This is a genomic window from uncultured Methanobrevibacter sp. (assembly GCF_900316895.1).
Classification (GTDB): domain Archaea; phylum Methanobacteriota; class Methanobacteria; order Methanobacteriales; family Methanobacteriaceae; genus Methanocatella.
Genome location: NZ_ONER01000018.1, coordinates 1 through 21599 on the forward strand (window position 1 = coordinate 1; position 21599 = coordinate 21599).

Annotated in this window: 23 protein-coding genes, 1 tRNA gene and 1 pseudogene; 16 read left to right on the top strand and 9 right to left on the bottom strand. The window is 35.3% G+C overall.

Annotation, left to right across the window (positions count from 1 at the left end; translation table 11 throughout):
* Positions 1-1851, bottom strand: a pseudogene (locus QZN27_RS03585) (hypothetical protein); the annotation flags it as partial.
* A gap of 407 nt (positions 1852-2258) precedes the next feature.
* On the opposite strand from QZN27_RS03585, the gene QZN27_RS03590 reads away from it, so the two are divergent.
* The 8 genes from QZN27_RS03590 to QZN27_RS03625 all read left to right on the top strand — a co-directional run bounded on the left by QZN27_RS03590 (position 2259) and on the right by QZN27_RS03625 (position 7302).
* On the top strand, positions 2259-3392 hold the full coding sequence (locus QZN27_RS03590; RefSeq protein ID WP_296783736.1) for an adhesin: 1134 nt from the start codon (positions 2259-2261) through the stop codon (positions 3390-3392).
* 20 nt (positions 3393-3412) lie between these two features.
* Positions 3413-4096, top strand: a complete 684-nt coding sequence (locus tag QZN27_RS03595) for an MIP family channel protein (protein WP_296783739.1) — start codon at positions 3413-3415, stop codon at positions 4094-4096.
* 123 nt (positions 4097-4219) lie between these two features.
* On the top strand, positions 4220-4897 hold the full coding sequence (pyrH, locus tag QZN27_RS03600) for a UMP kinase (RefSeq protein WP_296783743.1): 678 nt from the start codon (positions 4220-4222) through the stop codon (positions 4895-4897).
* An 8-nt stretch (positions 4898-4905) separates the two neighbouring features.
* Complete coding sequence (locus QZN27_RS03605; RefSeq protein WP_296783747.1) at positions 4906-5694, top strand: TatD family hydrolase; 789 nt, start codon at positions 4906-4908, stop codon at positions 5692-5694.
* 12 nt (positions 5695-5706) lie between these two features.
* Positions 5707-5898: a DUF2116 family Zn-ribbon domain-containing protein gene (locus QZN27_RS03610; protein ID WP_296783750.1), complete on the top strand. Its 192-nt coding sequence runs from the start codon at positions 5707-5709 to the stop codon at positions 5896-5898.
* 7 nt (positions 5899-5905) lie between these two features.
* Positions 5906-6229 (top strand): YbjQ family protein, encoded by a 324-nt coding sequence (locus QZN27_RS03615; protein WP_296783753.1) that lies wholly within the window; start codon positions 5906-5908, stop codon positions 6227-6229.
* A gap of 1 nt (position 6230) precedes the next feature.
* Positions 6231-7073, top strand: coding sequence for a hypothetical protein (locus tag QZN27_RS03620; RefSeq protein WP_296783756.1), 843 nt, complete (start codon positions 6231-6233; stop codon positions 7071-7073).
* A gap of 25 nt (positions 7074-7098) precedes the next feature.
* Positions 7099-7302 carry a hypothetical protein gene (locus QZN27_RS03625; RefSeq protein ID WP_296783759.1) on the top strand — a complete coding sequence of 68 codons (204 nt, stop codon included), beginning with the start codon at positions 7099-7101 and terminating at the stop codon, positions 7300-7302.
* A gap of 25 nt (positions 7303-7327) precedes the next feature.
* On the opposite strand, the gene QZN27_RS03630 is transcribed toward QZN27_RS03625, so the two are convergent.
* The gene (locus QZN27_RS03630) at positions 7328-7687 is read right to left on the bottom strand and encodes a tetratricopeptide repeat protein (RefSeq protein WP_296783762.1); all 360 of its coding nucleotides are present in this window, start codon (positions 7685-7687) and stop codon (positions 7328-7330) included.
* Between the two features lie 9 nt (positions 7688-7696).
* Entirely contained in the window at positions 7697-8506 is an 810-nt protein-coding gene (locus QZN27_RS03635) for a sulfite exporter TauE/SafE family protein (RefSeq protein WP_296783772.1), read from the bottom strand.
* A 41-nt stretch (positions 8507-8547) separates the two neighbouring features.
* Between QZN27_RS03635 and QZN27_RS03640 the strand changes: the two genes are divergently transcribed.
* The 3 genes from QZN27_RS03640 (at position 8548) to QZN27_RS03650 (ending at position 12866) form a co-directional block, all read left to right on the top strand.
* Positions 8548-9627, top strand: a complete 1080-nt coding sequence (locus tag QZN27_RS03640; protein ID WP_296783777.1) for a hypothetical protein — start codon at positions 8548-8550, stop codon at positions 9625-9627.
* A 4-nt stretch (positions 9628-9631) separates the two neighbouring features.
* Positions 9632-10522 carry a DMT family transporter gene (locus QZN27_RS03645; RefSeq protein WP_296783780.1) on the top strand — a complete coding sequence of 297 codons (891 nt, stop codon included), beginning with the start codon at positions 9632-9634 and terminating at the stop codon, positions 10520-10522.
* A 445-nt stretch (positions 10523-10967) separates the two neighbouring features.
* Complete coding sequence (locus QZN27_RS03650) at positions 10968-12866, top strand: MJ1255/VC2487 family glycosyltransferase (protein WP_296783783.1); 1899 nt, start codon at positions 10968-10970, stop codon at positions 12864-12866.
* Between the two features lie 24 nt (positions 12867-12890).
* Here QZN27_RS03650 and QZN27_RS03655 read toward each other — a convergent pair whose 3' ends face one another.
* The 4 genes from QZN27_RS03655 to QZN27_RS03670 form a co-directional block, all read right to left on the bottom strand.
* Complete coding sequence (locus tag QZN27_RS03655) at positions 12891-13367, bottom strand: hypothetical protein (protein ID WP_296783785.1); 477 nt, start codon at positions 13365-13367, stop codon at positions 12891-12893.
* A 66-nt stretch (positions 13368-13433) separates the two neighbouring features.
* Positions 13434-14300: a transcription initiation factor IIB gene (locus tag QZN27_RS03660; RefSeq protein ID WP_231483690.1), complete on the bottom strand. Its 867-nt coding sequence runs from the start codon at positions 14298-14300 to the stop codon at positions 13434-13436.
* A gap of 104 nt (positions 14301-14404) precedes the next feature.
* A complete protein-coding gene (locus QZN27_RS03665) occupies positions 14405-14692 on the bottom strand; it encodes a Gar1/Naf1 family protein (RefSeq protein ID WP_296783788.1) in 288 nt (95 codons plus the stop codon).
* Between the two features lie 110 nt (positions 14693-14802).
* A complete protein-coding gene (locus QZN27_RS03670) occupies positions 14803-15540 on the bottom strand; it encodes an RraA family protein (RefSeq protein WP_296783791.1) in 738 nt (245 codons plus the stop codon).
* Positions 15541-15964: 424 nt separating this feature from the next.
* On the opposite strand from QZN27_RS03670, the gene dnaG reads away from it, so the two are divergent.
* The 5 genes from dnaG (at position 15965) to QZN27_RS03695 (ending at position 19653) form a co-directional block, all read left to right on the top strand.
* Complete coding sequence (dnaG, locus tag QZN27_RS03675; protein ID WP_296783792.1) at positions 15965-17212, top strand: DNA primase DnaG; 1248 nt, start codon at positions 15965-15967, stop codon at positions 17210-17212.
* A gap of 59 nt (positions 17213-17271) precedes the next feature.
* Positions 17272-17874, top strand: a complete 603-nt coding sequence (locus QZN27_RS03680) for a biotin transporter BioY (protein WP_366208979.1) — start codon at positions 17272-17274, stop codon at positions 17872-17874.
* A gap of 41 nt (positions 17875-17915) precedes the next feature.
* Positions 17916-18314: a DUF1284 domain-containing protein gene (locus tag QZN27_RS03685; RefSeq protein ID WP_296783800.1), complete on the top strand. Its 399-nt coding sequence runs from the start codon at positions 17916-17918 to the stop codon at positions 18312-18314.
* A gap of 56 nt (positions 18315-18370) precedes the next feature.
* A tRNA-Gln gene (locus QZN27_RS03690) sits at positions 18371-18442 on the top strand.
* A 29-nt stretch (positions 18443-18471) separates the two neighbouring features.
* Positions 18472-19653 carry an ATP-grasp domain-containing protein gene (locus QZN27_RS03695; protein ID WP_296783802.1) on the top strand — a complete coding sequence of 394 codons (1182 nt, stop codon included), beginning with the start codon at positions 18472-18474 and terminating at the stop codon, positions 19651-19653.
* A 260-nt stretch (positions 19654-19913) separates the two neighbouring features.
* On the opposite strand, the gene QZN27_RS03700 is transcribed toward QZN27_RS03695, so the two are convergent.
* Together QZN27_RS03700 and QZN27_RS03705 are read right to left on the bottom strand one after the other, a co-directional pair.
* A complete protein-coding gene (locus QZN27_RS03700) occupies positions 19914-20600 on the bottom strand; it encodes a V-type ATP synthase subunit D (RefSeq protein WP_296783804.1) in 687 nt (228 codons plus the stop codon).
* 27 nt (positions 20601-20627) lie between these two features.
* The coding region (locus tag QZN27_RS03705; RefSeq protein ID WP_296783807.1) for a V-type ATP synthase subunit B at positions 20628-21599 on the bottom strand (972 nt) is incomplete at its 5' end.

A 21599-nucleotide genomic window follows, 5' to 3' on the forward strand; every position in this document is an offset into this window, starting at 1 on the left:
ATTGTCCAAATCGACATTGATTTCACCCAGATAGTTTGTACTGCCCACCTCATTGTATACTACTGTTCCGTCTTCGTGCTGAACTGTCAATAGGACATGGATATTATATTCACGACTGTCCTGATACAATTCCCCAGTATTTGTAGCGCCATACAACGGGTATTGTCCATCAATCACGATATTCACATCACCCGCCGCATTGTAGATTGCATTGGACACTTCAAGATTATCAAAGTCCCCGATATTGTTTCCACCATAAAGGACAACCTTAATTTTTTCACTATCCCCATAGTAGATATCCTCAGCCTTAATCGGCAAATGATAAACCCATGCCTGATTCTGGAAAAATTCATTGTTTTTTAAAGTTAACTTGTCACCTGTTTTATCATAATAGATTGCACTGCCGTTTCTTGCGGTATTAAGCTTGAATGAATTTTCTTCCACGAATACAAGTGTACTGTTGATATAAAGGGCACCTCCCAATCCGTCATCTAATCTTGTGACATCGGGAACCGCTTCATTAGCCAGGAATATTGAGTTTTTAACCTCAGTATTTTTTCCCTGAATATAAACTGCACCTCCATCGACATTGGCCTTATTTGAATTGAAAGTGGAATCCTTAATGGTTATGTCCTCGGCTTTTGCATGAATTGCCCCACCGTTTTCAGTCACATGATTGTTCTTGAAATTTGAATCATCAATTACAATATTCAAACCATTTGCCTGAATCGCACCGCCGTTTGGTGCGCTGTTTCCATCAAAATTACAGTTGGAAACTGTTAATTCCATATTGTCATATAAATATCCTGTTGACAGAGCTCCTCCAAACACACCAGCAGTGTTATTAATAAATGTACAATTTTTAATCTCACCTGACCCGTGAAATGTCAATGCTCCTCCTTCATCGGCAAAATTGTTTATGAAGATACAGTTGGTATAGGAAGATCCGCTACGAATGCATCCTGCACCTCCGTGGGAATTTTCATGAGTACTTATTGCACGGTTATTCTTGAAGATGCAATTTGTCACCTTGCCGTTTGAACCGGGCAAGTCCAAACCTACCTGTATCGCCCCACCATATGAGGCATATTTTCCCTTTACCCAGTTATCCTCAAAAACTGAGTTTTTAACTTCTGAATCTTTACCATACATCGCCAATCCAGCCGCTGAGGAATATTGTTCAAAGTTTGGATGATATCCTGCATTTCTTCTGAATTGACAATTGTCAATAACCAGTCCCGAAGCGGTATTCAAATCATATTTCGTTTGAACTGCGCCTCCAAGTTCGGCATGATTGTCTTCAAAGATGCAATTTTCAATTCTTACGTTCTTTGCATTGACTATAATGCCTGAACCAATTTTTCCTTCACCGTTAATAAATTTAATGTTCTTAAATACGGTACCCGCACCACCATCATTTATAATTATCGCCTGAGATAGATGTTTTCCATCCAATGTGGCCATTGAATTTGAAGTTATAGTCACCGGTTTATTGATAGTAATGGGATTGCCTTTTGAATAATAATAATCTTTCAGCAAAATTGTATCTCCCGGCTTTGCAGCATTTATGGTATCCTGAATGCTTGCATACGTATTTCCGTCGGGAGTACGTTGCTGTCCTAAAACTTCACTTTGATCTTGAGAATTCGCCTCCAAAACATTATTTTCTTGAGAATTTTCTAGTTCGTTTATATCATTGGATTCCAATTCAATTTCATCTACTGTTTCGTTTAAGTCTAAAGCAAAGGAATCTTCAACAAACAATCCGAATGCGGTAAACATTAAACAAATAACACATAGACAGAATAGGAAATTTCTTCCAATAATCATCTTTCCATTATTTTTTAACATTATAAATCACCTAACTTGAGGACGATTATAAACACTATTAATTAACAAAAAGCTATTAACTAGCAATTAACCTTTTTATTTCTCAGTTCAGACTTAAAAACAATAATTCCCTATCACAAATTATTTTAAAACAAATAAAATGCCCAATCACAGATTAATTTTAATTTAATAACCAAAATCATAATTTATTAAATCAAAGCAATATTTACCTTAAAATAAAAGATAATCTTTCTAAATCCTCAAAATACCTATTAAATAGTTTAATATTTAAAACTACCTATTTAAAGGACTAAAAATTGTTTTTAGAATAAAAAATAACATTTTAAAGCCAATATTGAAATGAGTGGGAAAAATATTTTATTGATAAAATAAATATAAATATATAATTAATATCAAGGTAAAGAGACATGAAAAGACAAATAGCAATACTGATTATGGCCATACTAATATTAGCTCCAGTAATACAGGATGTTAGTGCGGCAAAAACCGTTTTTATAACATCTGATAATATTATAGACCATGACAGTGACGTAAAACTATTAAACTCACTAAAGAGTTATATTGAAGAATTGAGTGGGGGAGAATTACAGGTCATTGTTGACAATCAATCTCCCGCACCAGGAGAAGGATGGCGATCAATAGAAGTGACAAGTGACGTGAGTGTCGATTTAGCTGCATCGGATGCAGGAAATTATCTGCAATTGGCCAGTTCAACCGTAAACTCAAATAAACAGATAGTATTTGTAAATATAGGAAACTACGATTTAGACAACCATACAAATTTCTTAAGAAGAGCATGGGACGATAATTATTCAAACGAATCCTTAGCAGGAATGCGTGACCCTGGAACATTCCTCAAAAATGCGGGAATATTCTATGTCCAGCCTGCAAAAGAATTCCCAAATAATGTTAATGATGGTGTCATATCCAATTACGATGAAGAAATGAACAAGCAAATCGCACAGGAAATTGTAGATATCATCAATACTCATGGAAACGATGAAAAAACTTTAAGTGATGGATTGGTTACTCACAATATAATTAAACCATCCATAATGGCTAAGGCAAGTCAGGAATTAATTAAAAGCAACGATAAAGAAATGAAAGGAACATATGGTAATTACAGTGCTCCTCAACTTTTATATCAAACCAGTTCATATCTAAATGGAAACGGATTGGACATTCCAAAATCCTATGATGAACCTGAAAACCCAATGGGCATTTCATTTATGGCAAAAGACACATATTCCGTTTATGACTATTTCAAAATGGGAGGAATAGTTAGAGAATATATGGATCAAAACGGAAGGGCACCAGATTCCATAGAATATGATGGAGCACAAATCAGTTACTATGATTTATTATACAACTTTGCAAAGATAACCCAAAGTCATACTGATGTAAAACATATGGGCTTTGAAAGTGAATATCACTTCGATAGAGTCAACGATTCAATATTACTACACATATTCCCATTCATATTAATATTATTCGTACTCTTCTTGGCATATTTATTCTTAAAGCGGATTAGAAGATTTTAAAATAATAATGAGGTAAATTTATGAAAAAATATATTGCAGAATTAATAGGAACAATGGTTCTTGTTCTATTTGGTTGTGGAAGTGCAGCTATAGCCGGGTCAATGTTAGGCAATCTCGGCATTGCATTGGCATTCGGTTTATCCATTGTAGCTATGGCCTATGTCATTGGAGACATCTCAGGATGTCACATCAACCCTGCCGTTTCAATCGGTATGTGGATTGATGGAAGACTTGAATCAAAAGACTTGGTAATGTATATCATATTCCAATGTATCGGAGCAATAATCGGTATTGCAATATTGGCGGCAATCATCAACTCTGCCCCAAGTCTTGGAGGATATGCTGCAACAGGTCTTGGCCAAAACGGATTTGGATCAGCATCAAGCGTAGGACTTGATGTCGTGGGAGCAATAATCGTTGAAATCATTTTAACCTTTGTATTCGTATTCACAGTTCTTGGAGTTACTAAAAAAGCAGAAAACGGTGCTGTTGCAGGTATTGTAATCGGTTTAACACTTGCATTCGTACATATCATGGGCATTCCGTTAACAGGTACTTCTGTAAACCCTGCACGTAGTTTGGCACCAGCTCTTTTCCTTGGCGGACAAGCCTTACAACAGGTTTGGGTATTTATTTTAGCTCCAATAGTCGGTGCAGTTATTGCAGGATTCCTATACAAAGGACTAACTTCAGAGGATTTATAATCCTCTAACCTTTTCTTTTTTTAGATATTTTCAAATCATTTACTTTAAACAAATTTTTAAAAACCGAACCTTATTAAATATTTAAATAATATTTTAAAGAGAAATATAACATAAGGTGAATATATGAAAATTGTTGTTGCAATTGGAGGATCAATTTTACTCAAAGAGTATGACAGTAAAAAATTCCAAGAATACAGTGCTATTTTAAAAGACCTGTCAAAAGAACATGAATTATATGTTGTTGTAGGTGGAGGAAAACCTGCAAGAGAATATATTGGAGTGGTTCGTGATTTAGGAGCAGGAGAAGCACAATGTGATGATATTGGAATTGAAGTTACCCGAATTAATGCAAAACTAATGCTTTCTGCACTTGGCGATGCGGCCTATCAAAGAGTGCCACACAATTTCCAGGAAGCTTTGGAGTTCTCAGCTACCGGAAAAATCATTGTCATGGGCGGAACAGAACCTGCACACAGTACCGATGCGGTATCAGCAATCCTTGCAGAATACATCCAGGCTGATAAGCTCATTAACTTAACATCCGTTGATGGAATGTATACCAAAGACCCTAACAAGTTTGATGATGCTGAACTAGTTCCGGAAATTACCGCAACAGACCTTCTTGAATTTTTAAGCGGCAAAGACGTTAAGGCAGGAACCTATGAATTCTTCGACACAACAGCCGTCCAGATGATTAAAAGGTCAAACCTGGAAACAGTAATTACCAACGGATTCGAACCTGAAAACCTGATTAAGGCTGTCAATGGAGAAAAGATAGGAACCAGAATTATCAATGAATAGGTGATTTAGTGGACAATCTTGTTGATATCGGATTAAACCTAATGCACAAGTCTTTTAGAAAAGACCGTGTCGAAATCATAGAAGAAGCAAAAAAAGTAGGTGTTAAACAGTTCATTATCACTGGAACCAATGTGCATTCCAGCCATATGGCTGCAGAATATGCATCCAAATATCCAGGAACTTTATTTTCAACATCAGGCGTTCACCCTCATGATGCCAAAACCTGCAATGGCCATACAATGTTTGAACTTGAAAAGATAGCTAAAAACGATTGTGTGGTAGCTATCGGAGAATGTGGACTGGATTATAACAGAAACTTCTCGCCACAGGATTTGCAGAGAAAATGGTTTGAAGCCCAGATAGAGGTTGCGGAAAGAACCGACATGCCTTTATTCTTACATGAAAGAGAAGCCCACAGGGATTTGTATGATATCCTGAAAAGACATGACAGCGTGATTGAAAAATCAGTTGTTCACTGCTTTACTGGAACCAAACAGGAAGCACAAAATTATGTTGATTTGGGATGTTATATAGGCGTTACCGGATGGATTTGTGATATGAAAAGAGGAAGAGATCTGCAGGAAGCGGTGAGCGTTATTCCTCCTGAAAAACTGATGATAGAAACAGACGCCCCATTTTTAATACCTAAAAACTTTGATGTAAAACCTAAAAAGAACAGAAATGAACCGAAATATTTACCTCATATCCTCGAAACAATTGCACTATGCATGGGAATAGATGCAGAAGAGCTTGCTAATCAAGTTAATAAAAATACTAAAGAATTTTTCAAAATATAAGGAGATGATAACATGGCAGTAGACCCTCATAAACATTGTCCAATTTGCGGAACCCCAATACCTTTAAATGAACTCGTATGCTCCCCTGATTGTCAAAAAGTCTGGGACGCAAGACTGAAACAAAGAAGACGATCACAAATAATACTATATGTAGTAATCGCAATATTTTTAATAATCTGGGCAGTATTGACCTTTGTAAAATAGGGATACCATGATTTTAACATCCTCAAATACATTAGAAAATAAGGAAATTATTGAATATAAAGGACTGGTTACAGGCGAATCCCTCATCGGATCCAATATCTATAAGGACATATTTTCTGGTGTACGTGATGTTGTGGGCGGAAGAACCACAAAGTATGAAGAGGAATTGGAAAAGGCCCGGGACATTGCATTTGAAAGTATGAAAGAAAAGGCTGAAAGCCTTGGTGCAAATGCCATAATAGGCCTCAAGATTTCATATGATAACTTAGGCGGCACTATGGGAAATACCATACTAGTTACCGCTTATGGTACCGCAATTAAATACGGATAACATGAAAATCAAAGGCCATGAAGTGGATTTTAAATATATTGCAAAAGTAGTAATCAGTATAGGGGCAGGCACTGGCTTTGGACTTATAGTCTATGTCATTTTTCTATACTTAAACATTGCAATTTTCGGATGGAATCTGGGATTGATTTTTGCACCGCTAGGTGCGGGATATGTGGAAACCGTAGTTGCCAACAGACTTCTTGGCAGAAATTTAGGTGCAATAAGCGCATTCATCCTTTTTATTGATACGACATTTTACAGTTTCATTTTAAAAAATCCCACTTTGGGAATGAATCTCATAACCGCAGGATCCATCATTATAATTTTACAAGCGGCATTTCCTACACTTGTAAATTACATTCTTTTAGTGATTATTGGCGCTTTAATATCCAATTTGTCATGGGCTGCGAAAAAAGTTATAGCAATATTGAAAAAAATTAGAAGCAATGTCCGATGGGAGACTCCAAGTGCAGAACCTCCCGTTGAGACAGAACTGTATTATGATGAAAATAAAAGCAATGAGAGACTGAACTCATTGAACTTTTTCTTTTTGACAAGCACTGATATGAAAGACAGACGTCATGAACTTCTTGGCATTTTTCAGAGTGAAGTCATCATAGAAAATAAAGTTAAAATACAACTTAAAAACGATGAAATAGAGAAAAAACGTTTGTACAACATCAAGGAAGGTAAAGATGAATGCATAATCCAGTTAGCCAATAGAATTAAGGCTGCCGGAGGAAACGGCATTTTGGATTTACATATCCAATATGGATTAATTGGAATGGGTGGAGACTGCATCCACATAACCGCCACAGGAATGGGAATTGATATAATACTGTGAACATCGAAAAAAATGAGGTGAAAAAATGGAAAATGAAGGAACTATCGCAATACCCATTATAGGTTATATTATTGCACTAATTTCCCCAATAATTGGTTTGTTGTATGGTGCCGCTTTGGTATTTTTCAAAAAGGAAACACCGCTATACCAAAAGCATGGGAGATTCATAATATACTTTGCGATACTTGTGTTCATAATCAGCTTCATCATCCGAATGGCGATTAGGTAACTCAAAGCATTACCCATCATCATTATTAATTTATTTCGTTTAACCTATTTTTGAAATTGTCACTGTTTTTACAATTGGCAATTGCCTTTTTTAAGAGATCCCTTTCACTGTCTACATCGCCCTGCTTTTGATATATGTCAATGAGCGCTTCATAGGCTTTTTGAGAGTCCGGCAAAGCAAAGATGATTTGCTTATAAAGCTCAATCGCTTCATCAAATTTGCCCAAATCTTTTAGATAATTTGCCTCGTTCATCAAATCAGATATATTTTTGAATTTGCCGTCTTGTTTAGGTTTTATCTTTCCTTCAACGTTTCTCAATTTATCAAAAATGTCTCCTGCAGTTTTTTCATCAAAATTTTCCCCGATTTTTCTTTCTTCACTCATATTATCACCTTAAGGCAGAATTCCCAGCATTTTCAATGCCATATACAATACCAATACTGAAAATATAATCTTCAACTTTTTTTGAGGCACCCTATGTGCATACTTTGCACCTAAAGATGCCATTGGAACTGAAAAACAGGCAATCAATGCAAAGTTAATCAGACTCACATAACCAATTGAATATGGAAACGTGCTGACTCCCCAACCCGAAACCATATAGGACAGAAATCCTCCAATAGCGGTTAAACTAATGAAGATGGATGATGTTGCTATAGCCTCTATCATTGAAAATCCTAAAAGTGCTGTCAGAATAGCTATTAAAAAGATTCCTCCGCCAACACCCAAAAGCCCTGAGGAAAATCCCACCAGAAGACCAATGATTCCGGCTGTAATCCAATTAAATGGTATTTTGGCATCTTCCTTTTCCTTGTTGATGTTGACAATATTGTTGACAGTTATGAACAACAACAGAAGACCAAAGATTATTTCCAATACTCTTGACGGAAGCATTGAAGCGGAAAAACCACCTAATGCCCCACCTATTATTCCAAAAATTCCCAAACGGATTCCTGGTTTGATAATATTATCCATTGTTCTGGTGTGCCTATAAGCTCCGCTCAGTGAGGTCGGAATGATAATGGCCAAGCTGGTACCAAATGAAATCAATATGGCCAAATCAGGTTCAACGCCAATGTATTTCAGCAAAAAATATTGCAGAGGCACAATTAGAAATCCTCCGCCTATCCCCAAAAGTCCTGATGCAAAACCTGCACAGATACCGATTAGGATTAATCCTATGAAATATTCAATTGGAAACATAAACATCATTTATTTAAAGTATTAATATTAAATTATTGTTAATGAAACTTAATAAAACTATCATAGTTGGATTAATACTTATAGTATTTGCAGGAGTCATCTTTATAACTGATGTTTTCAATCCGGTTATAAGGCCTGTTACATATCAGTTTTTAATGGGATCATCAAAAGGTAAAGACATAATATTCTTTGGTCTTTTAGGCTTGCTCTTAATATTGTCACAAGTAATTGAAAAAGACATTGATACAACAAAGTATCTGAAAATTTCAATCGTTTTAGGCACAGTTTTATTAAGTTTAGGCATTCTTTTAGAGGTTATTTTCAGAATGCAAATGGGCATTGGAATCAACACCGTTTTTTGCTCTATGACTAACGGCATGAGTTCCACAAGCATATTGCACACTCACCTCCTAAAGTCCATTTTAGGAGCACTTCTGACTCAAATTATGGGAGCATTTATTCAAAGTGGAATCAACACAGGCGTTGGCCTATATCAATATGTTCCAAGTTTCTCATTTTTAGTTGTTTTGCTGATACCAGTATTGTTTGCAAGCATCGTACTGTCCATGCAGAAACGCCCATGGTTTACAAACTTCCTATTGGCATTCTTTTCAAGCTGCCTGTTTATCGGAATTATAGACGGAGGAATGTTTGCAACCCCTTCATATGTTGGAATCCTGGGATTATTCCTCGTTTATAGAAACGGTTTTTACCTAAACTATATTGTCGGAAAAGTTTTAAGGGATGAAAAGTTGCTTGAAGAAAATGAATTGATCCAGCCAGTCTATAGAAATCGTGGATTTTCCGAAATCAGATACATATTCAATCGTTTTGGAATTTACTTTTTTGTAGTATTAGTAATATTTTTAAGATTCACAGTAGCATTTGCAGGTGCCGAACCAGACTGTTATACAGTGGATATCGTAAATCCGAGTGGAGACATAGATTTGGGAAACATCACTGCAAAAGTCATTGACAATGTCACTTCACCAAACAAAATCACATGTCACATTGACCCAAGCTATAACGAAATGGAACTGATAAATGATTTGAAGGTGCCTCTGAACAATTCGTGCGAATATTATACAGTTACATGGAATGCATACTCTTATCTAGAGTGAGATGATGAAAAGAATCTATTTAATTTTACCAATCCTTGCCGGAATGATGTTTGGATCAAGCGGAATATTTGTAAGGACACTGACTCAAAACGGAATCGACCCTACAACATTGCTCTTTTTGAGGTTTTCAATAGCAATAATCCCCCTATTAATAGCAATTCTGGCAACCGATAAAAATCTCTTTAAGATTAATTTGAAGGATATTCCCCTGTTTCTTGTATGTTCCTTATGCATTATCGGACTTAATTTGTGCTACAATCATTCCATGAACACCGTTCCGCTTTCACTGGCGGCTGTCCTATTGTCAATTGCTCCAATTTATGTGTTAATAATTGCATATTTCATGTTTGGAGAGAATATTACATCAAAAAAATTGATATGTATGATTCTGGCAATTTCAGGATGCATAATGATGACAGGAGTTCTTGAAATTAATTTCGAAAACATACCACTACTTGGAATTCTTTCAGGCATTGGTGCGGGACTGTTCTGGGCAGTCTATCTGATGGCCTCCAAAAAGTCCATTGAAAACGGAAAGCACACTTTTACAATATTGTTCTACTCAATAATATTCATCTCAATAGCTTTAATCCCATTCAGTGATTTCAGCGAAATCTCAAACTTCATCTCCATCAACCCTATGCTAACAGTCATATTTTTAATTCTGCACTCAACATTTTCATTTGCACTTCCATACATACTATCCACAATTAGCCTGAATTATATGGATTCAGGAACATCCTCAATATTTTTATCAGGAGCAGAACCTTTTGCAGCACTAATCTTCGGACTTTTGATATATTCAGAAGTTCCAACTCCCCTAATGTTTTGCGGATTCATATTAACCATTATTGCAATGATGATGCTGAGCAAAACCGACAGCAAAACATCATGATAGAGAGAGGTGCATTTCAACTGTAAATGCTTCAAATTAAAAAATACGCTAAAATAATGCTATTTAAGCAAATTAAATAATTTTAAATCCTAAAAAATAAAACCATTATTACTAATCATGATAAATCGAAAATGTGTAAAAAATATGGACTTACTCGGAAACAATTCTCATACAGTAATTAAAAAATATTCTGTTAAATCAGATAAAACATTTGAAACAATCAGTGAAACTGAAACACAAAATGATAAATTAGAATTTATGAAATTAAAAGATAAATATAATTTAATTTCACTAAAGAAGAATTTTCAAAAAACTCGATTTTTTATCAAAAATTAATCAGTCTTGGAAAAAAATTTCATTCAAGAAAATAATTAAAATCAGGCCAAATCACAAAAAAAGCCTAAAATTACAAAAATTTATTATATTCAAAAATAAATTTAAACATATGATTTTCAGCATTATCATACCTACCTATAATGAAGAGGAATACCTTCCAATTCTTTTGGAGAGCATTAAGGAGCAAGACTTTAATGATTATGAGGTCATTGTAGCCGATGCCAATTCCTCTGATAAAACAAGGGAAATTGCAAAAGATTACGGATGCACCGTTGTTGATGGAGGCCTTCCGGCAGTGGGCAGAAACAATGGCGCCAAAGTTGCCACAGGAGAGATTTTATTATTCCTGGATTCCGATTTGCAACTCACAGAAGATTATTTGAGAAATGTGCTATATGAGTTCAGAATGGAAAAGCTTGGAATAGCCATTAGCCAAATGAAACCGATGTCCAACAAGGTTACGGACAAACTATTCCACGATTTTGCAAATTACTTTATGATAGGTGTTGAAAAAATTAAGCCACATGGTGCAGGATGTTATGGGATAATCGCCAAAAAATACCTGCATGATGAATGTGGGGGCTTTGATGAGTCCCTAACCTTTGGTGAGGATACAGATTATATTGAAAGATTGGCCAAAAAAGAACGATTTAGAGTGCTTAGGAATGCTAAAATTGGCGTTTCAACCAGAAGACTTGAAGAAGAAGGAATCACCACATTAATTCAGCAATACGGAAAAAGTACCATCAATGACTTTTTAGGAAAAAGAACAGATGCCAGTGAACTGAACTATAATTTTGGCCATGGAAAAGAAAAGATAACAACAACCGAACTATCCCAATTTGAAAAAGGTGCTGAAAGAATAAATGGAATCAAGGAAACCTATGATGACTCCTTGGGCAAAATACAAAATGTTCGATCAGGGATAAAATCCATGCATCGCAGAAGGAAAAGAAAAGTTGTTTTTTACTGTGTTTGCGGTGAAGGAATGGGGCACGCTATTAGAAGCAGCGTAATTGTTGATCGAATCAAGGACAAATATGACGTTTACCTCTTCTCAAGCGACAGGGCATACGACTACTTAAATTCAAAATTCGACAATGTTTATGAAATAGGTGGATTCAATACCGTCTACATTAACAATAAGGTAAATGACCTGAAAACATTTGCAGACGCCCTGAGAAGAAATCCAACAAATATAAGGGTAGGATATGAAAATCTATATAAGAAAGCAAGGCAGTTAAGACCCGATGTAATCGTGACTGATTTTGAAATATATGCCACAATGGTTGCAAAAATAAGGGGAATCCCATTGATCAGCCTTGATAATATCCATATGATTACACAAACAAAAATTGACTATCCCAAAAACCATCTGGCAGAAATGCTTAAGGCAAAAAGCGTAATCAAAACATACGTGATTAAGCCAAAAGTGCATATTCTTACCAGCTTTTTCTATCCAAGAATAAAGCCTAGAAAGAATGCAGTCCTTTATCCGCCAATCATACGTGAAGATATTCTTAAATTAGAGCCGAAAGAAGGAAATCATATCATTGTTTATCAAACCAGTAAGGAAAGTGTCAAGCTTGTCAGCAAACTAAAAGCTCTAAAAGACGAACAGTTCATCGTTTACGGATTCAATAAAAATGAGATTGATGACAATTTAACATATAAAGAATTCAATGAAGATGAATTTTACGATGATCTTGCATCATCCAAAGCCGTGATTTGCAATGGAGGATTCACATTCATTTCAGAAGCGATACATCTTAGAAAGCCTATCTACTCAGTTCCGGCTATCGGAAACTTTGAACAAACATTAAACGGATTTTATGTTCAAAAATTAGGTTATGGAGAGTATCATGAAAATCTAAATGCTCAAAAAGTATATAACTTCTTAAAAAGACTTCCAAAATATCAAAAAAGGCTTGAAAAAGTTAAAAAGACAAATAATGATGGAGTAGTCCGTGAATTAATTTATAGAATTGAAAAATACTCAAAAGGATAATTCGCCTGAAAAAAAGGAATATGATTAAAGAGTGCAGACATCTTTAATCTTAATGGATTGTGAAACTTCTTTTAAGAGATTCAAATCATTGCCTGTCAGAATAATGTCAACATCACCCTGATTAGACACGTATTTATATATAGTTTCATTTTTAAAATCGGATGAGTAAATCTGCTGTGAACTTGAATTTGAAATGCTGAAAGAATTATCTCCTATCAAAGATTCTGTTAATCCTTTGTTAATTATAATTCCTGAAAGGTTTGCAGAATAGTTTCCGTTATTCTGGTAAAATTTCATTCCGTCAGCCTCATTTTTAATTGTGAAATTTGAGCCTTCGGGAGTATCGATTTCAAAAAGCTTAAAATTCTGTGATTTTAAAGAAATATCAGATGAATCTTCAGTTACCGCAGTGCCTGAGTGGTTTGTGAAAATCAGATATCCTCCCACAACAATGAGAATGACTGCAATAGCAATTAAAATCAATGACAATTTTTTATCCATTGTAAAACTCCTGAAAAAAAGTAAAAAAGTGATTAATAAAGTAAGTACTTCATTAATCTAGGCTAACTATAAAGTTACACCCATTTCTAATTGTTCTGTTAATTCTTTGTACCTATTACGGATGGTTACTTCAGTAACTCCTGCAATATCAGCTACATCCCTTTGGGTTTTTCTCTCACCGAGTAAAACTGATGCAATGTATAATGCAGCTGCTGCTACACCTGTAGGACCTCTTCCTGAAGTCAATCCTTTTTCCATTGCTTTTTCAATAATTTCAATAGCTTTGGATTGTGCTTCACCTGAAAGTCCGAGTTCAGATGCAAATCTTGGCACATAATCAACCGGTGAAGTTGGCGGTAATTTAATATTCAATTCACGGGTCAAGAACCTGTATGTTCTTCCAACTTCCTTTTTGGTTACGCGAGAAACTTCAGCGATTTCATCTAATGTACGTGGTACGTTACAACGTCTGCAAGCCGCATATAAAGAAGCAGCTACTACACCTTCGATACTTCTTCCTCTGATTAGCTTATTGTCTACTGCACTTCTGTAGACTACACTTGCAGCTTCCCTTACACTTCTTGGAAGTCCAAGTCTTGAGGAGTCACGGTCAAGCTCACTTAAAGCAAATGCTAGATTCCTCTCAGTAGCTCCGGAAATTCTGATTTTTCTTTGCCATTTCCTTAACCTATACCATTGAGCCCTGTTTCTAGCAGGAATGTCACGACCGTAGATATCTTTGTTTCTCCAGTCAATCATTGTACTTAGACCTTTATCGTGAATAGTGTAAGTGATTGGTGCACCAACTCTTGTACGTTTGTCTCTTTGTTCGTGGTCAAATGCTCTCCATTCAGGACCCATGTCTACAAGGTTTTCGTCAATGACTAAACCGCAACGAGCACATACTACCTCTGCTCTTTCATAGTCACCAATTAATTCTTTTGAACCGCATTCAGGACATTCGGTTTGCTTTGAATCATCATAAACATCTGTTCTTTTGTCTTCAGCGACTCTTGTACGTCCATTAGGAGTTTCTTTTACTTTTTGTGTCGTGGTTTCATCCTCCTTCTTCTAGGTTTTTTGGATTTTGGTTTTGATACAAATAGTTTTTCACCACAATTTTTTTCTATTCGATCCCTATTCGCTGATTTGAATAAACGAATAGAGACATATGGTTCTTTTGTAGGTCCAAAAACATAACTAACCTTACCAATCTTGTTTTTACTGCTGTCGAAAACAATTCCACCTGGTGAAGGTGTTTTAGTGGACCTCGCTATTAATTTTCCAGAGTTTGCTATATGCAAACTTTTTCCTAAAACTTTCATAAAATCAAACTTAAAATCAAATCTGTATCATTTATATAATTAGAAATAGGTTATATATAAACTTATCGATATATTTATATATAAATATTGATTTCTATTTAAATGTTTTTCTATTTGAGTCCAACTATTTCGGCTAAAGTTTTTCCACTTTCAATATCACTGATAATATTGGATTCCTTGACTTTGACTTCAAGTGTTGCAAGCATTGTTTTTGCAAACAGTTCCTTAGGAATGACTACAATGCCGCTTTCATCGCCAATGAAAAAATCACCAGGATTGATAGTGGTGCCTTCAACCTCAATGCTTTCATTTAAAGTACCCAAACCTAAGGCAGATCCTGCATTTGGACAAAAATTAGAAGCGAAAACAGGATAATCCATATATAAAAGAGCATCCAAATCTCTTGCAGAACCATAAATGACTGTTGCCTTGATACCATTATCACGGGCACAGGTTGATGCCAACTCACCCCAAATAGCCTTGTCCTCAGAGTCAACTTTGAAAAAGAGGATATCCCCTTCACCGGCACTGTCTATTGCAAGGGCAGATGTTCCCCAATCATCAGAGGCAGTTTCTGCAGTAAATATTGATCCGAAAACTTTTTGATTGTTGATTGGTTTGATATTTTGAATTGTGCCGGACCTTTTTGATATTCCATTATATGCATCGGAAACCTGGCAGGCAGAAACATTTTCAAGCAAGGACATTAAATTAATGTATTCAGAATAATTCTTACCATTATAGGTCAAATCATCAATTGAAACACCATCTAAATCAATTTCACTAACATCAACACGTTTTTTTAAATTCTTATTTTTACCTAATAAATCTTTTGGAGTTACTGACATGAATTCACCACTTATACTATAATTTATGCAACATGATTAAAATACATTTCATAGATTATATATATTAGTTTAATCTAAATATTAATTGTAGTATTGTAATAATACTTATCATTTATATGCTCATAGAGTTTACATACATTATTCATTATTATTAATTATTATTAATTTATCAAAAAGGGAGAAAATTTAGTATTAGGGAAAATAAAAAGTTAAGATGAAGTTATAAAACCAAATAACCAAATTAATTAAGAAATAAAAAGTAATACCCCATAGTAAATTTCTCAAAAATGTATCAACTCTTTTTTAGTGTATAAAAGGTCGAAAGACAAGATTATCGTGTAATTTATGCAAGTTTCACCTAAAAATAATTTAATTTTTAGCAATTACATAAATTATCCCGATTAAAAGCTTAGGAGGCTTAAATATGGGAAAAGGTGAAGAATTAACAACAACAAAATATTTAATCCATGCTCAAATTACAGCTAACGGTATCGTTGAAAAACCGGACGTTGTCGGTGCTGTCTTTGGGCAGACTGAAGGTTTACTTAGTAATGATTTAGATTTAAGAGAACTCCAGAGAACTGGAAGAATAGGAAGAATCCAAGTTAACATCCACTCCAACAGTGGAAGAGCAAAAGGTGAAATCGTAATTCCATCCAGTTTAGACAGAGTTGAAACCGCCATTCTCGCTGCATCACTCGAAACCATCAACAGAGTTGGTCCTTGTGAAGCAGAGATACACACAACAAAAGTTGAAGATGTAAGGGCAGTCAAAAGGGAACAAGTCGTTAACCGTGCAAAAGAAATCTACAAAAAGATGGTTGAAAGCGTTGGCCCTACCAGCATGAGAATGATTGAAGAAGTAAGGGAAGCCATGAGAGTTCATGAAATCTCTGAATACGGAGAAGACCGTCTTCCTGCTGGTCCAAGTATCCACACATCCGATGCAATTATTGTTGTGGAAGGACGTAGTGACGTATTGAACTTACTCAAATATGGTATTAAAAATACCGTAGCAGTTGAAGGAGTAAGTGTGCCTCGTTCAATTGGAGAATTAAGTAAAAAAAGAACCACAACAGCATTTGTTGACGGTGACAGAGGCGGAGAACTTATCTTAAAAGAACTCTTGCAAATCGGTGAAGTGGACTACATCACACGTGCTCCTAAAGGAAAAGAAGTGGAAGATCTTGAAAAAGACGAAGTTCTCGTTGCACTCAGAGACAAAGTTCCTACAGCACAGTTTTTAGCTACAACAAATATCTTAAATGAATCTGGCAACAGCAACAATCATAAAAAAGAAAACAACAGACATAACAGAAGAAATCAAAAATACAACCGCAATGATAGGCAAAAACCTGTAAAAGAGCCAGAACCTGAAGTTGAAGACGATGAAGTAACCCTAATGAAAGACATGTTAAAAGAATTTGAAGGAACCGGCTGCGGAGCCATTCTGGATGAAGCATTGAACATGACCAAAGAGGTTGAAGTGGAAAATATCTACGAAGAAATCAAAAATATCGAAGGAACCGCTGACACAGTCATATTTGATGGTGTAATCTCCCAGAGATTGGTTGATGTTGCATCCGAGAAAGGAATCAACAAGTTAGTTGCTTTCAAATCCATGAACATAGTTAAAAAACCACAAAATGTTAAAATAATAACTATAAACTAAAAAGAATAAATTCATACTTATAAAATTTAAACATCGGAAATTGGAGGTAAAATATGAATATTAATATCGATGGTTACTACAGCACTAGAAAAAATGTTTTCGAAAGAATCCAGGACGCTAGTGTAGCTACAAAACTACTCATGTCCTTGATGATGGCATGTTTAACCGGTATAATGGCACAGATCATTATCCCACTCCCATGGACTCCAGTTCCTATAACTGCACAAACCTTTGCAGTGTTATGTTCTGGTTTATTCTTAGGTAAAAAATACGGATGTTTAAGCCAAATCCTCTATATCGTTTTAGGTATTGCATTCATTCCTTGGTTTGGAGGAATGACCGGCGGACTTGAAGTATTCTTAGGTTCAACCGGAGGATTCCTTATTGGATTTGTTATTGCATCTTACTTTATAGGTTTAATTACCGAAAAATATGCAGATGCACGTAATTTTAAGAAAATGGCTCTAACAATTGGAATTGCAAACTTCGCATTAATCTATATTCCAGGTTTAGCAGGTCTTGCATTGTTCTTAAGCATGCAAGGTACACCATTTGGAATCGTAGATCTTTTAATGATGGGTCTTGTTCCATTCATTGCTGGAGATATCGTAAAAATATTAGGTGCAGCTTCAGTATCTAAAGTATTTTTACCAAAAGACTAAGGTTTTTATAAAACCTTCTTTTTTTATTTTTTTTGATTTTAATGAAGCTTAAATTAAGGGGACATCACTTGTTATGTCTTAAGGGTTTTCAGGGCTACGGCTATGATGAAGGCTTTGTTGAAAACATGATTCATATCAATGCCGAAAGAAAACTGCCACAGACAACTGTTTCACTTTGTGAGAGTGCAGATGATATTTGTTCTGCCTGTCCGAATCTGATTGATGGGATTTGTGAAGATACAAATCAAAACGACAGAATAGTGTCAATGGATAGGGAAGTGCTGAAAAAACTTAACGTCACAAAAGAGTATGATTCCATTGAATTATTTGATAAAATAGATGAAATCTTCAGCACAAAAGAAAGTGTTTCCAAAATCTGTTTTGATTGTAAGTGGAGCGAAAAATGCCTATTTTATCAAAAATTATCAAATAACCGATAGGTATAAATACTACATAATAAATATATATTAAATGTTGTATACCGTACAACAGATATAGTCCCGTAGGGTAGTGGTAATCCTTCTAGGCTTTGGACCCGGAGACGGCGGTTCGACTCCGCTCGGGACTACTCTTATAAACTTTTTTTACTGATATTTTATGGACAAGCTATTACTTATTGGAATTGATACAAGAAGTATGCTTAACAGTGCTTTAAAGTTAGATTATGATATTTATTCTACAAGCTATTTTTCAACATCCGACACTCCCGCCATCAAAAATCAGAAGATCATTCTACAGGAAAGTGACGGGGAAAGCTGCGGAATATTTGAAGACAATTTCAACAGCAAAAGCATTCTGGAAATATCAAGGGACTACATTGATGAAGTTGACTATATAATCCCCATCTCCGGAGTATCTCCAAGCGACTTTTCAAAAAAGGACCGAAAAAAGATTTTGGGAAATCATGACGTGTGCGATATTGAGGACAAGTTCAGATTCTACAAAAAAATCAGAAATGAATTTTTAACTCCTATGACTTTTCATGCGTGTGATATAGATGAAGCATTTGAAATATATAAAAATCATCCAGACATTCAATTTATTTTAAAGCCGGTTAAAGGAAGTGGAGGGTATGATGTCAACCTATTGAATAATGGAATTGATATTGAATTTGGTGACAATGAATTTATTCTGCAGGAATATGTCTCAGGAACCAGCCTAAGCTCATCAGTATTGTCCAGTGAAAACGAAACTAAAACAGTTACAAATACCCGACTGCTTACAATGAATGACTTTGGAGATGAAAACTCTTTCATATATGTGGGAAACATTTTGCCCCTGACAGACAAATCCATAATGAGCGATGTTGAAGATATCAACAACATCAATGAAAAACTGAAAGATACAAGTGAAAGCTTAATCGATAAATTTAATCTTATCGGATCTAATGGTGTGGATTATATCCTTAATGAAAATGGTTTGTATGTCATAGAGATTAATCCGAGACTGCAGGGAACATTCGAATGCGCTGAAAAAACATTTGGGATAAACATGCTTGAAGCCCACATCAGGGCATGCCAAGGTGAGGTCATGGAGATTCCAAAGGCACAATGTTATACCTATAAAAAAATAGTTTACTCACCAACAAGAATGAAATACCATCCGATGGATTTGGATAACATCTACGACCTTCCGCATATCGGATCCATCACCGAAAAGGATGAACCACTGCTGACAATAATTGACAGTGATGTCGATTTTGAAAAATTATATGAAAAAGTAGAATTAACCAGTGAAATCGTTAATAAGTCAGCTAAAAGAAACCAACTAGATGCATAATAAAAATTATTACGCCAATTGTTATTAAAAAAGTAGTAATAATCATTGCACGGGTCATCCAGATAAATAATTTGGCCTTATTGTCTGGGTCCTTCATAAATTGGTCAATTGGATTTCTTTTCATTATTACACCATTTCCAGTAAAAAATATTTTTACAGTAACTTCTTAATAAAAACTCTTTTTAAAAATAAACTCTTAATTTAACTTTAAATAAAAAAATAATAAAAAATAAAAGAAAATGAGAAGTATTAAGAAAAATTTAAGCTTCTGCATTTTTAGCAGCTTCGGCCGCTGCAGCAGCTTTCTCATTTTTCTCCATTGTTGACCTAATCATTTTCAATCTTACAAAGTTTTCTCTTTCCATTTCTTGGAGTCTCATATCAATATACTTTTCAGTATTTTGGAATCTTGGAATCATAATATGCTCTAAAGCATTTACTCTACGTTTAGTTGATTCAATCTCCTCGGCCAGCAGGAAAATTGTTTTTTCTACTTCACCAAGTTCGATTAAATACTTGAGAGATTCCTCGAATTTTTTTGCAGCTTCGTCTAATTGTATGGTAGTGTCTGAAAAACCGTAACCCCTGTCAATGATGGATCTTTCTTCCATTTTAACATTGGTAACAGGTACTGCTACACCCATAACGCTTCTTGATGTGATTTCAACATCAATTGATTCTTTGACTGATAATGCAGCTTTTTTAACTGCTAAATCACCCATAGCAATTTGAGCTTCAACTAAAGCTTCATTTGCTTCTTTTAGACTTAATTCTGCGTTTTCACGAATACCTTTGACACGATCCAAGATATCAAAAAACTCTTTGATTAAAGCATCCCTTTTCTCTTTGAGCAAACCATGACCTTTAACAGCCAGTTTAGTCCTGTTTTTAAGGGATAATAATTCCATACGAGTTGGATTAATTCCATCTATAATATCTTGTGCCATTTAATCACCTACATTACTGTAATGAGATTAGTCATCTTTTGGAAGGTATTGTTCAATAAATTCTTCTTTAACCCTTTTGAGTTCTGCTTTAGGTAAGATTTTAAGTAAACTCCAACCGAGATCTAAAGTTTCAAAGATGGTTCTGTCTTCATCTTTACTTTGAGTAATGAATTGATCTTCAAATGCTTGAGCAAATTCTAAGAACTTTTGATCCCTTTCAGTAAGTGCTTCTTCCCCTACAACCGCAACGAGGTCTCTTAATTCACGACCTTCAGCATAAGCGGAATAGAGTTGGTCAGATACACCACTGTGGTCATCACGAGTTTTGCCTTCTCCGATACCACCACTCATCAAACGAGAAAGTGAAGGAAGTACGTCTACAGGAGGGTAAATACCTTTCCTTGAGATTTCCCTACTTAATACGATTTGTCCTTCGGTAATATAACCGGTTAAGTCAGGAATTGGGTGAGTAATATCGTCTTGAGGCATAACTAAGATAGGCATTTGAGTAATTGAACCTTCTTTACCGTCAATACGTCCTGCTCTTTCATAGATACCTGCGAGGTCAGTGTACATGTAACCAGGATAACCTCTTCTTCCAGGTACTTCTTCCCTAGCTGCGGAAATTTCCCTTAAAGCTTCACAGTAGTTGGTCATATCTGTTAAGATAACCAATACTTGCATACCTAAGGTGAATGCGTAATATTCAGCAGTGGTTAAAGCCATTTTTGGAGTTAAGATCCTTTCAATAGCAGGGTCGTCAGCTAAGTTCATGAATACTGTTAATTTTTCTAAAGCTCCGGTACGTTCGAAGTCTCTCATAAAGAAGTTTGCTTCTTCGTTTGTAATACCCATAGCTGCAAAAATTACTGCGAACTCGTCTTCAGCACCTAATACTTTAGCTTGTCTTGCAATTTGTACAGCTAAATCGTTGTGAGGTAAACCAGATCCTGAGAAAATAGGAAGTTTTTGTCCTCTTACTAATGTGTTCATTCCGTC

Excerpts from the sequence above, each read along its gene's own strand:
- QZN27_RS03620 (WP_296783756.1), top strand. The coding sequence starts at position 6,231 with ATGAAAATCAAAGGCCATGAAGTGGATTTTAAATATATTGCAAAAGTA.
- QZN27_RS03590 (WP_296783736.1), top strand. The coding sequence starts at position 2,259 with ATGAAAAGACAAATAGCAATACTGATTATGGCCATACTAATATTAGCT.
- QZN27_RS03610 (WP_296783750.1), top strand. The coding sequence starts at position 5,707 with ATGGCAGTAGACCCTCATAAACATTGTCCAATTTGCGGAACCCCAATA.
- QZN27_RS03625 (WP_296783759.1), top strand. The coding sequence starts at position 7,099 with ATGGAAAATGAAGGAACTATCGCAATACCCATTATAGGTTATATTATT.
- QZN27_RS03640 (WP_296783777.1), top strand. The coding sequence starts at position 8,548 with ATGAAACTTAATAAAACTATCATAGTTGGATTAATACTTATAGTATTT.
- QZN27_RS03670 (WP_296783791.1), bottom strand. The coding sequence starts at position 15,540 with ATGTCAGTAACTCCAAAAGATTTATTAGGTAAAAATAAGAATTTAAAA.
- QZN27_RS03650 (WP_296783783.1), top strand. The coding sequence starts at position 10,968 with ATGATTTTCAGCATTATCATACCTACCTATAATGAAGAGGAATACCTT.
- QZN27_RS03630 (WP_296783762.1), bottom strand. The coding sequence starts at position 7,687 with ATGAGTGAAGAAAGAAAAATCGGGGAAAATTTTGATGAAAAAACTGCA.
- QZN27_RS03645 (WP_296783780.1), top strand. The coding sequence starts at position 9,632 with ATGAAAAGAATCTATTTAATTTTACCAATCCTTGCCGGAATGATGTTT.
- QZN27_RS03655 (WP_296783785.1), bottom strand. The coding sequence starts at position 13,367 with ATGGATAAAAAATTGTCATTGATTTTAATTGCTATTGCAGTCATTCTC.
- QZN27_RS03700 (WP_296783804.1), bottom strand. The coding sequence starts at position 20,600 with ATGGCACAAGATATTATAGATGGAATTAATCCAACTCGTATGGAATTA.
- QZN27_RS03665 (WP_296783788.1), bottom strand. The coding sequence starts at position 14,692 with ATGAAAGTTTTAGGAAAAAGTTTGCATATAGCAAACTCTGGAAAATTA.
- QZN27_RS03635 (WP_296783772.1), bottom strand. The coding sequence starts at position 8,506 with ATGTTTCCAATTGAATATTTCATAGGATTAATCCTAATCGGTATCTGT.
- QZN27_RS03615 (WP_296783753.1), top strand. The coding sequence starts at position 5,906 with ATGATTTTAACATCCTCAAATACATTAGAAAATAAGGAAATTATTGAA.
- pyrH (WP_296783743.1), top strand. The coding sequence starts at position 4,220 with ATGAAAATTGTTGTTGCAATTGGAGGATCAATTTTACTCAAAGAGTAT.
- QZN27_RS03595 (WP_296783739.1), top strand. The coding sequence starts at position 3,413 with ATGAAAAAATATATTGCAGAATTAATAGGAACAATGGTTCTTGTTCTA.
- dnaG (WP_296783792.1), top strand. The coding sequence starts at position 15,965 with ATGGGAAAAGGTGAAGAATTAACAACAACAAAATATTTAATCCATGCT.
- QZN27_RS03685 (WP_296783800.1), top strand. The coding sequence starts at position 17,916 with ATGAAGCTTAAATTAAGGGGACATCACTTGTTATGTCTTAAGGGTTTT.
- QZN27_RS03695 (WP_296783802.1), top strand. The coding sequence starts at position 18,472 with ATGGACAAGCTATTACTTATTGGAATTGATACAAGAAGTATGCTTAAC.